The sequence below is a fragment of the Sphingomonas sp. genome (assembly GCF_051962185.1).
Classification (GTDB): domain Bacteria; phylum Pseudomonadota; class Alphaproteobacteria; order Sphingomonadales; family Sphingomonadaceae; genus Sphingomonas.
Genome location: NZ_JBQCCN010000145.1, coordinates 1 through 10,929, shown reverse-complemented (window position 1 = coordinate 10,929; position 10,929 = coordinate 1). Strand labels below are relative to the sequence as shown.

At 68.5% G+C, this 10,929-nt stretch carries 10 protein-coding genes; 9 read left to right on the top strand and 1 reads right to left on the bottom strand.

Annotated features, from left to right (window positions below; genetic code table 11):
• The 9 genes from ACTHJR_RS09095 to ACTHJR_RS09055 all read left to right on the top strand — a co-directional run.
• Nucleotides 1-132: 50S ribosomal protein L20 (locus ACTHJR_RS09095; protein ID WP_440522826.1), on the top strand; the 132-nt coding region annotated here is incomplete at its 5' end.
• 90 nt (nt 133-222) lie between these two features.
• On the top strand, nt 223-672 hold the full coding sequence (locus ACTHJR_RS09090; RefSeq protein WP_440522823.1) for a GNAT family N-acetyltransferase: 450 nt from the start codon (nt 223-225) through the stop codon (nt 670-672).
• A gap of 14 nt (nt 673-686) precedes the next feature.
• Nucleotides 687-1,763: a phenylalanine--tRNA ligase subunit alpha gene (gene pheS, locus ACTHJR_RS09085; RefSeq protein ID WP_440522825.1), complete on the top strand. Its 1,077-nt coding sequence runs from the start codon at nt 687-689 to the stop codon at nt 1,761-1,763.
• Nucleotides 1,764-1,904: 141 nt separating this feature from the next.
• The gene (pheT, locus tag ACTHJR_RS09080; protein ID WP_440522822.1) at nt 1,905-4,280 is read left to right on the top strand and encodes a phenylalanine--tRNA ligase subunit beta; all 2,376 of its coding nucleotides are present in this window, start codon (nt 1,905-1,907) and stop codon (nt 4,278-4,280) included.
• A gap of 129 nt (nt 4,281-4,409) precedes the next feature.
• On the top strand, nt 4,410-5,156 hold the full coding sequence (locus ACTHJR_RS09075; RefSeq protein WP_440522821.1) for an SDR family NAD(P)-dependent oxidoreductase: 747 nt from the start codon (nt 4,410-4,412) through the stop codon (nt 5,154-5,156).
• A gap of 55 nt (nt 5,157-5,211) precedes the next feature.
• Nucleotides 5,212-6,615: a pyridoxal phosphate-dependent decarboxylase family protein gene (locus ACTHJR_RS09070; RefSeq protein WP_440522820.1), complete on the top strand. Its 1,404-nt coding sequence runs from the start codon at nt 5,212-5,214 to the stop codon at nt 6,613-6,615.
• A complete protein-coding gene (locus tag ACTHJR_RS09065; RefSeq protein ID WP_440522819.1) occupies nt 6,612-7,484 on the top strand; it encodes an aldose 1-epimerase family protein in 873 nt (290 codons plus the stop codon). Before ACTHJR_RS09070 ends, ACTHJR_RS09065 begins: the two co-directional genes overlap by 4 nt.
• 58 nt (nt 7,485-7,542) lie before the next feature.
• Complete coding sequence (locus ACTHJR_RS09060) at nt 7,543-7,983, top strand: hypothetical protein (RefSeq protein WP_440522818.1); 441 nt, start codon at nt 7,543-7,545, stop codon at nt 7,981-7,983.
• A 47-nt stretch (nt 7,984-8,030) separates the two neighbouring features.
• Complete coding sequence (locus tag ACTHJR_RS09055) at nt 8,031-9,560, top strand: peptide chain release factor 3 (protein ID WP_440522817.1); 1,530 nt, start codon at nt 8,031-8,033, stop codon at nt 9,558-9,560.
• 334 nt (nt 9,561-9,894) lie between these two features.
• On the opposite strand, the gene ACTHJR_RS09050 is transcribed toward ACTHJR_RS09055, so the two are convergent.
• On the bottom strand, nt 9,895-10,929 hold a 1,035-nt coding region (locus ACTHJR_RS09050; RefSeq protein WP_440522816.1), incomplete at its 5' end, for an MFS transporter.

The window sequence follows — 10,929 nt, the reverse complement described above, 5'->3', positions numbered from 1 at the left end:
TTCATGCACGGGCTGAAGCTCGCCGGCATCGAGCTGGACCGGAAGGTCCTGGCCGATATCGCGATGAACGAGAGCGAAGCCTTTACCGCCATCATCGCGCAGGCGAAGGCGGCTCTGCCCCAGGCCGCCTGAGCGACCTGTAGCGAGCGAAAGTTTCGGGGCGTCGGTGGCAACACCGGCGCCCTTTTCGTTTCCGGAAAGCCGATCATGCAATTGTTACCGATGACCGATGCGCATTTCGCCTGGCTGCTGGGCGGTCCCGCACCCGCGGATGCGCCGCGCGTGGCCGACGGCGGCCTGGCGCCCGGCGAGATCGTCGACCTGCTGCGCGGCGTCGCGGCGGAGGTCGGCGGCGAGGCGGCGTGGATGATGGTCGTCGAGGGCGAAGCCGTCGGCATGATCAGCGTCAAGCAACGCGACGCGGAGGGGCGTTGGGACATCGGCTATGGCGTCGCGCCGACGCGCGAGGGCCGCGGCCATGCCAGCGCGGCGGTCGCCGAACTGGCGCGGATCGCGCGCGCCCGCGGCGCGAGCGGCTTGACCGCAGAGACCTTGCCCGACAGTGGAGCCTCTCCACGCGTGCTTCGGCGCAACGGGTTCGTCTGCATCGGGCAGTATGATCATCCGGAGGACGGGATGGTGGATCAATGGGTGTTGGAGTGGGCGACGTGAGCGATATCGATCAGATGCAGGCCGACCTGCTGGCCCAGATCGCCGCGGCCGGGACACCCGACGCTATCGAGGCGGTGCGCGTCTCGGCGCTGGGCAAATCGGGCAGCGTCACCGGTCTGCTCAAGACTTTGGGCGGCATGTCGCCCGAGGAGCGCCAGACGACGGGCCCGCGCATCCACGCGCTGCGCGAGGCGGTGACCGAGGCGCTGACCGGGCGCAAGGCCGGGCTCGAGCGCGCGGCGCTCGACGCGCGGCTGGCCGACGAGACGCTCGACATGACCTTGCCGGCGGACGTTCCCGCCGCCGGTACGGTGCATCCGGTCAGCCAGGTGATGGATGAGCTGGCGGAGATTTTCGCCGATCTCGGCTTCGCGGTCGCGACCGGCCCCGAGATCGAGGACGACTGGCACAATTTCACCGCGCTCAACATCCCCGAATCGCACCCGGCGCGGGCGATGCACGACACGTTCTATTTCCCCGACCAGCCGGACGGGGAGCGCAAGATGCTGCTCCGCACGCATACCAGCCCGGTGCAGATCCGCACGATGGTCGACCAGAAGCCGCCGATCCGCATCATCGCGCCGGGGCGCACCTATCGCTCGGATTCGGACGCGACCCACACGCCGATGTTCCACCAGGTCGAAGGGCTGGTGATCGACAAGGGAATCACGCTCGGCCACCTCAAATGGACGCTCGAGACGTTCCTGAAGGCGTTCTTCGAGCGCGACGACATCGTGCTGCGGCTGCGCCCGAGCTATTTCCCCTTCACCGAGCCCTCGGCGGAGGTCGATGTCGGCTACTCCGTCGTCAACGGCAAGCGCGTGATCGGCGGATCGGGCGGCGGCAATGGCGGCGGCTGGATGGAAGTGCTGGGCAGCGGCATGGTCCACCCCAAGGTGATCGCCGCCTGCGGGCTCGACCCCGACCAATGGCAGGGATTCGCGTTCGGCTGCGGCATCGATCGCCTGGCGATGCTCAAATACGGCATGGACGACCTCCGCGCCTTTTTCGACGGCGATATCCGCTGGTTGAAGCATTACGGGTTCGCGGCTTTGGATGTGCCGACGCTCAGCGGAGGAGTGGGCGCATGACGCATACCCGTCGCCCCGGCGCAGGGGCACCCCGCAAAGTACTACTTTGCGGGGACCCCGCAGGCCGGGGCCGCTGCGTGGCAGCGCGAATCGCTCTCCAACCCAACCGCCCCGGCCTCCGCCGGGGCGACGGAAACTGACATGAAATTCACGCTGAACTGGCTCAAGGAGCATCTCGAGACTCAGGCCTCGCTCGACGCGATCGTCGAGGCGCTGACCCGGGTCGGGCTCGAGGTCGAGGGCGTCGACAATCCCGGCGAGAAACTGGCGGCGTTCAAGGTCGCGAAGGTGCTGACCGCCGAACGTCACCCGCAGGCCGACAAGCTTCAGGTGCTGACCGTCGATACCGGCGACGGCACGCCATTGCAGGTCGTGTGCGGCGCGCCCAATGCCCGCGCCGGCCTAGTCGGCGTGCTCGGCCTGCCCGGCGCGATCGTCCCTGCCAATGGCATGGAGCTCAAGGTCTCGGCGATCCGTGGGGTCGAGTCGAACGGCATGATGTGCTCGACGCGCGAGCTCGAGCTGGGCGACGACCATGACGGGATCATCGAGCTGCCGGCCGATGCGCCGATCGGCACGACCTTCCCGGACTATGCCGGGCTCAACGACCCGGTCATCGACGTGTCGATCACCCCCAACCGCCAGGATTGCATGGGCGTGCGCGGTATCGCGCGCGACCTCGCCGCCGCCGGGCTGGGCACGCTGAAGCCGCTCGCCCAGGTCTATCGGGTCGAGGCGATCGCGCCGGTCCAGGGCGAGGGCCCCGGCCCCGACGTGCGCACCGACGATACCGCCGGCTGCCCCGCTTTCTACGGCCAGGAAGTGCACGGCGTGACCAACGGCGCTGCGCCCGAGTGGATGCGGCGTTTCCTGACCGCGATCGGGCAGAAGCCGATCTCGGTGCTGGTCGACATCACCAATTTCGTCTCGGTCGATCTCGGCCGGCCGCTGCACGTCTACGACAAGGCCAAGCTGTCGGGCGGCTTGGTCGCGCGGCGCGCCAAGGCGGGCGAGCAGGTGCTGGCGCTCAACGGCAAGACCTATACGCTCGACGAGACGATGACCGTGATCGCCGACGACGTGGCGGTGCACGATATCGGCGGGATCATGGGCGGCGAGCATTCGGGCGTGTCGGACACGACCGTCGACGTGGTCATCGAATGCGCCTATTTCGACCCAGACCATATCGCGCGCACCGGGCAGAAGCTCGGCCTGACCAGCGATGCCCGTCAGCGGTTCGAGCGCGGAGTCGATCCAGCGTTCCTCGACGACGGGCTGGCGATCGCGACCAAATTGGTGCTCGACCATTGCGGCGGCACCGCCAGCGGGATCACGCGCGCCGGTCAGCCGCCGGTCGCGCCGCGCACCGTCCAGTACGATCCGGCGCGCGCCGAGACGCTCGGCGGCCTCGCGGTCGCGCCCGAGCGGCAGCAGGACATTCTCGAACGGCTCGGCTTCGCGGTCGGAAGCGACTGGCAGGTCACGATCCCGACCTGGCGTCGCGACGTGGACGGCCCCGCCGACCTGGTCGAGGAAGTCATTCGCATCGAGGGGATCGACAACGTCCCCACCGTCCCGCTCGACCGTGCCCCCGGCGTGGCGCGCCCGACCGCGACGCCCGAGCAGAAGCTCGAGCGCAAGGTCCGCCGTGCGGCCGCCGCCCGCGGACTCGACGAGGCGGTGACCTGGAGCTTCCTGAGCCAGACCGAGGCCGATGCGTTCGGCGGCGGGGCGTGGAGCCTGGCCAATCCGATCAGCGAGGACCTCAAGGTCATGCGGCCGTCGCTGCTGCCCGGCCTGCTGTCGGCGGCGGCGCGCAACCTCAATCGCGGCGCGGGCAGCGTGCGGCTGTTCGAACTCGGCCGCCGCTATCTCGCCGATGCCGAGCGCCCGACGCTCGGCGTGGTGCTGGCGGGCGACCGCCGGCCGCGCGGCTGGCAGGCGGGCAAGGCGGCGGCGTTCGACGCGTTCGACGCCAAGGCCGAGGCTCTGGCCCTGCTCGCCGCGGCGGGCGCGCCGGTCGACAATCTCCAGGTGATGGGCGACGCCGGCGAGACCTGGCACCCCGGCCAGTCGGGGACGCTCCGGCTCGGGCCGAAGGCCGTGCTCGCGGCATTCGGCATGCTCCACCCGCTGACCGCCAAGGCATTCGACCTCGACGGCCCGGTCGCCGCGGTCGAGCTCTATCTCGACGCGATCCCGGGCAAACGGTCCACAGGCTTCATGCGCCCGGCCTACACGCCTCCCGCGCTCCAGGCGGTGAAGCGCGATTTCGCCTTCACCGTCCCGACCGGCCTGACCGCCGACGCGCTGACCCGTGCGGTGCGCGGGAGCGACAAGGCGGCGATCACCGCCGCGCGCGTGTTCGACCTGTTCGAACGCGACGGGGTCAGGTCGATGGCGATCGAGATCACGCTGCAGCCAAGCGACAAGAGCTTCACCGATGCCGATCTGAAGGCAGTGGCCGACAAGGTCGTCGCCGCGGCGGAGAAGCTCGGGGCGACGCTCAGGGGATAACACATGCCCTCACCCTTCCCACCGCCTACGGCGGCGGGCCCCTTCCCTCTCCCGCATGCGGGAGAGGGAGGGAGGCGCGAAGCGCCGGAAGGGTGAGGGCCTGTCGGAACTAGAAGAAGGAGAAGACCCATGCGCACGGCCCTGATCACCGGCGGAACCTCGGGTATCGGCGAGGCGGCGGTGCGCGTGTTCGCGAAGGCCGGCTGGCGCGTGGTCACGACCGGGCGGCGCAAGGAGCGGCTCGATGCTTTGGTCGCCGAGCTCGGCGCCGACAAGGTGCAGGCCGCGGCGTTCGACGTCCGCGACGAAGCCGCGCGCGATGCCGCTCTCGACGCCTTGCCCGCGGAGTTCCGCGCCTTCGACCTGCTGGTCAACAATGCCGGGCTCGCGCTCGGCACCGCGCCCGCGCAGAGCGCTTCGCTCGATCAATGGAAGACGATGATCGACACCAATGTCACCGCTCTGGTGTCGCTGACCCGTAAGCTGCTGCCCGAGTTGGTCGCGCGCAAGGGCGCGATCATCAACATCTCGTCGGTCGCGGGCAATTACCCCTATCCCGGCGGCAACGTCTATGGCGGGACCAAGGCGTTCGTGCGCCAGTTCAGCCTGGGACTGCGCTCGGACCTGGCCGGCACCGGGGTGCGCGTGACCTCGATCGAGCCGGGCATGGTCGAGACCGAATTCACCCTGGTCCGCACCAGCGGCAACCAGGACGCTTCGGACAAGCTCTATGGCGGTGCCGATCCGATGACCGGGGAGGATATCGCGGAGACCCTGCTGTGGGTCGCCGAGCTGCCGCCGCATCTCAACATCAACACGCTCGAGCTGATGCCGGTCAGCCAGTCCTTCGCCGGGTTCCAGGTCGCGCGAAGCTGAGTTCGGGCGCAGATTCCGGATTGCGCGGAATCGCCCGCGCACCGACACCGCGCGCATGAACGACTCCGATTCCACCGCCATGATGCGCGCCGCCCGGGCCGCGATCGACTATCGCCGCGCGACGGCCACCGCCGAGACGACGCCGGCCGCGACCTATGCCGACATCTTCGCCGCGTTCGACGCGCCGCTGCCCGAGCAGGGCGGTGATGCCGAGGCGATCATCGCAGAGCTGATCGAGCGGGCGACACCGGGCATCCGCGCCTCGACGGGGCCGCGTTTCTACGGCTGGGTGATCGGCGGCTCGCATCCGACCGGGGTCGCGGCCGACTGGTTGACCGCCGCCTGGGGCCAGAATGCCGCGACCGTGGTGGCCGCCCCCGCAGCCAGCGCGGTCGAGGCGGTGGCCGCCGCCTGGCTGCTCGATCTGCTGGGGCTACCGGCCGAGGCGTCGGTCGGCTTCGTCACCGGGGCGACGGTCGCCAATTTCGTCTGCCTCGCCGCCGCGCGCAGCGAGGTGCTGCGCCGCGCCAGCTGGGACGTCGAGGGCGACGGCATGTTCGGCGCGCCGCCGATCACTGTGCTGATCGGCGCGGATGCGCATGCGACGGTGTTTTCGGGGCTCAAATATCTCGGGCTCGGCGCCAAGCGAGTGACGACGATCGCCACCGACGATGCCGGGCGCATGCTGCCCGCCGCGTTCGAGGCGGCATTGAAAGCCGCGTCGGGGCCGGCCATCGCGATCGGCCAAGCCGGGCAAATCAACACCGGAGCCAGCGACCCGTTCGCCGAGATCGCCCCGATGGCGCGCGACGCCGGTGCGTGGCTGCATGTCGACGGCGCGTTCGGCCTGTGGGCGCAAGCCTGTCCGTCGCGTGCGCACCTGTCCAAGGGCATCGAACTGGCCGACAGCTGGGCGACCGACGGCCACAAATGGCTGCAGACACCCTATGATTCGGGATTCGCGATCGTCCGCGATGCCGAGGCGCATCGCCGCGCGATGGCGATCTCCGCCTCCTATCTGCCGCCCGCCGAGGGCAGTGAGCGCGATCCGTCTTCCTATGTCCCCGAATTATCGCGCCGCGCGCGCGGTTTCGCGACCTGGGCGATGATCCGCCAATTGGGGCGCGACGGCGTCGCCGAGATGGTCGAGCGCGGCTGCCGGATCGCGTCCCGAATTGCAGAGCGCGTCGCACGCGAGCCCGGCATCGCGGTGATCCTCGAGCCCGAGCTCAATCAGGCGATGTTCCGGTTCGGCGACGACGACGCCGCGACGCTCGCCACCATCCAGCGCGTCCAGGACGACGCCGTCGCGTGGATCGGCGGCGCCTTATGGCGCGGACAATGGGTGATGCGGCTGTCGGTCAGTTCGTCGGCGACGACCGAGCAGGACGCGGACCTGACCGCCGACGCGATCGTTTCCGCCTGGCGTGCGGTGCGCCATACGGGAGGAACAGGATGACGGACGGTCTGATCGCGATCGGCAATGGACAGCTATCGGCGGCGATCAATCCGCTCGTCGCCGAACTCACGCATTTGCGCGATGCCGAGGGGCGCGAGCTGATGACAGATGCGAACCCGGCCTATTGGACCGGGCATGCGCCGATCCTGTTCCCGATCGTCGGGCGGTTGAATGGCGATACGCTTCGGCTCGGCGGTCGCAAGTACGAGATGAAGCAGCACGGCTTCGCGCGGCGGCAGGGGTTCGAACTGGTTCGCCACACCGACGATGCCGCCACGTTCCGGCTGACCGCGAACGATCAAACGCGGGCGCATTATCCGTTCGATTTCGTGCTCGATATCGCCTTCGCGATCGACGCAGCGACGCTGTCGGTCGACGTTCGGCTGTCTAATCCTGGCGACGAACCGCTGCCGGCCAGCTTCGGTTTTCACCCCGCACTCGCCTGGCCGCTGCCTTACGGCCAACCCCGCGCCGAGCACCGTATCGTCTTCGCGACGGACGAGCCCGGCGCGATCGTCGAGCTCGACAATGGCCTGTTCGCGGCGAAACGTCCGTCCCCGCTCGACGGCCGCGTGCTCCATCTCGCCGACGATCTGTTCGTCGACGACGCGCTGATCTGGGATCCGGTCGCCTCGCAAAGCGTGACCTATGGCGCCGGCGACGGGCCGCGCCTCAGGATCGATTTCCCCGATACGCCCTATCTCGGCGTCTGGACCAAGCCCGGCGCCGCCTTCATCTGCGTCGAGCCGTGGCACGGCCATGCCGATCCCGCCGGGTTCGACGGCGATTTCCGCGCCAAGCCGGGCGTGTTCGAGGTCGCGCCGGACGGCGACTGGCGGTGCCGGATGGCGATCACGCTCGAACCCTGACCCTTGTCGCCGGCGCGGCGTGCGCCATATCTTCCCCCAAGGAACTGGGGGATCATCGATGCTGACCGCGCTGTTGCTTACCTTGTGGCTGGCGATGTTCATGGCGCGCGGCACGCCGATCGGCGACGCCCTCCACCGCATTTTGGTAGTGACGCCCGCGCGGTGGCTATCGCGGATTTCGCGCGGCCAAATATTGTTCGCGCTGCTCACTCTGTCGATCATCGTCGGGCTGGTCTGGCTGCTCGAGGGCGACGGGCGGATGCTGGTGTCGATGGGCATGCCCGAATTCCTGTCCTTCGCGGCTGCGATCGACCTCTCGGCATTGCTCGACCTCGCGGCGGTGGCGGTGATCGCCGCGACGACGATCCGTTTCCGCGCGCTGGGATCCTGGCTGCGCCACCAGATCGTGCCGCGCCGGCCGCGTGCCCGCCGCTCGCGCATTCAGCGCCTGCGCCCGCCCGCCAATGACGACGAGGACCGACGAGCCCTGGCCGCCTGATCCCGTCACCTTGCCGGTAGCGCCCGCACACCGTAGGAGCGCGCGCCATGAGTATTTCCGACCGCCGCACTTTCGCGATCATCTCGCACCCTGACGCCGGCAAGACCACGCTGACCGAAAAGCTGCTCTATTTCGGCGGCGCCATCCATTTGGCCGGCGAGGTCAAGGCGCGCGGGCAGAATCGCCGCGCGCGCTCCGACTGGATGAAGATCGAGCAGCAACGCGGCATCTCGGTCACCTCGTCGGTGATGACGTTCGAGAAGGACGGCATCACCTTCAACCTGCTCGACACGCCGGGCCACGAGGATTTCTCCGAGGATACCTACCGCACGCTGACCGCGGTCGATTCGGCGGTCATGGTGATCGACGCGGCGCGCGGCATCGAGGCGCAGACGCGCAAATTGTTCGAGGTCTGCCGGCTGCGCTCGGTGCCGATCATCACGTTCGTGAACAAGGTCGACCGCGAGGGCCGTCCGCCGTTCGAACTGCTCGATGAGATCGCCGACGTGCTCGCATTGGACGTCGCGCCGATGAGCTGGCCGGTCGGCATGGGCGGTCAGTTCCAGGGCGTGCTCGACCTCACCACCAACCGGATCAGCCGGCCGGAGGGCGACAGCCGCGAATTCCTCGGCAAGGTCGAGGATACGCCCGAGCTTCCCGCCGACATCGCGGAAGAGGTCGAACTGGCCCAGGCCGGCTATGCCGCGTTCGATGCCGAGGCCTATCGCCATGGCGATTTGACCCCGGTCTATTTCGGATCGGCGCTCAAGGATTTCGGCGTCGCCGAGCTGATCGCAGCACTCGCCGAATACGCCCCGCCGCCGCGTCCGCAGCCCGCCGAACCGGCGCCGGTTGCGCCCGACATGGACGAGGTCACCGGCTTCGTGTTCAAGGTCCAGGCCAATATGGACCCGCAGCATCGCGACCGCATCGCGTTCATGCGGCTGTGCTCGGGCACTTTCAAGCGCGGCATGAAGCTGACCCCGACCGGGCACGGCAAGCCGATCGCGGTGCATTCGCCGATCCTGTTCTTCGCGCAGAATCGCGAAGTCGCCGACGAGGCCTTTCCCGGCGACATCATCGGTATTCCCAATCACGGCACCTTGCGGGTCGGCGATACGCTCTCCGAGCGTGCCGACGTGCGCTTCACCGGCCTGCCCAATTTCGCGCCCGAAATCCTGCGCCGCGTGGTGCTCAAGGACCCGACCAAGACCAAGCAGCTCCGCAAGGCGCTGGACGACATGGCCGAGGAAGGGGTGACCCAGGTCTTCTATCCCGAGATCGGGTCGAACTGGGTGATCGGGGTGGTCGGGCAGCTCCAGCTCGATGTGCTCGTCAGCCGGCTAGAGGCCGAATACAAGGTCGCCGCCGGGCTCGAGATGGCGCCGTACGAGACCGCGCGCTGGATCTCTTCGGACGACCCCGCCGCGCTCAAGGAATTCCTCGATCTCAATCGCGGCGCGCTGGCCAAGGACCGCGACGGCAATCCGGTCTTCATGGCCAAGACCGCGTGGGAAGTCGGCTATGTCGCCGACCGCTATGCCAAAGTGAAGTTCGCCGCGACGCGAGAGCGGTGAGCCCACGGGGTGCGAGTTGAGTGATTGTCTCGCACAAAGACACGAAGGCACGAAGAAGAGTAGGTTGAGCGCGGAGAGACGGGGAGCTGAAGATGGGCCTCGCCCATGTCCGTCATGCCGGCCTTGTGCCGGCATCCACCGTGCCGTGAAGCGCGTGCGGTGAGGTTTATTGCGGGATACGATAGGCTGGGTCTGGTTGCACGGTGGACCCCGGCACAAGGCCGGAGTGACGGTGCGGGAGGGTTTGCGGGTTGGGCGCTTCTCTCTGCGCCTCTGCGCGAACCCTTTTCCTGCTTTCGTGTCTTTGTGCGAGAAAAACTTTCGGCCCTAAAGGTCAGTCGGCCGCCTCGACCCAGCCGCGCTTGAGGGGTTTGATCGCGAGGAACGCGAGCAACGCGGCGACCAGGTACAGGCCCGCACAGATGATCGCCGCATAACGCAGCGAATCGGCGCCGTAGCTCGCCTTGAGCGCGTCCGACAACGCGCCCATCAGCCAGGGGCCGAGCCCCAGCCCGAGCAGGTTGTTGACCAGCAGGAACGTGCCCGACGCACCTGCCCGCATCCGCGACGGCGCGAGGTGCTGGGCGGCGGTGACGATCGGGCCGAGCCACAACGTGTTGAGCGCGTTCGGGATCAGCAGCAGGAACCACGCGAACACCGGGAGCGGCGTATACAGGCCGAGCATGAAGGTAGGCGCGGTGATCAGCCAGGCGATCGCCGGAATCCGCGCATACCAGGCGCGGTCGACGGTCCCGAGCCGGTCGGCCAACACCCCGCCGAGGAAGATGCCGGTGGTCCCGCCGAGCAGCAGCAGGGAGCCCATGAACTGACCGACCTTGATCAGGTCGTGATTGGCGGTCCAGCCGTAATGGACGGCGATGATCTTGGGCACCCACAGTGCCAGGCCATAGCCCGCCATCGAGCTGCAGCCGGCGCCGATCGCGAGTAGCCAATAGGCCGGCTTGCGCGTCAGGATCGGAATGACCGACAGCACCGGCACGCGGTCGGCTTCCGCGGCGACCGCCGGGCGCGGCCGGTCGCGGACGATGGCGAGGAAGATCGGGGCGACGACGATGCCGGCGATACCCACCGTGATGAACGCCGTCTGCCAATCGGCCAGGGCGGCGATATAGGCGCCCAGCAGCACCCCGGAGCCGAGCCCGATCGGAATGCCCATCGAATAGATGGCAAGCGCGCGCGCCCGGCGCTCGACCGGGAAATAGTCGGCGATCAGCGCGTAGGAAGGCGCGACGCCGCCGGCCTCTCCGACCCCGACGCCGAGGCGGGAAAGGAACAGCGACCAGAATCCGGTCGCCATCCCGCACAGGGCGGTGAACCCGCTCCACACGACCAGCGACCCGGCGATCAC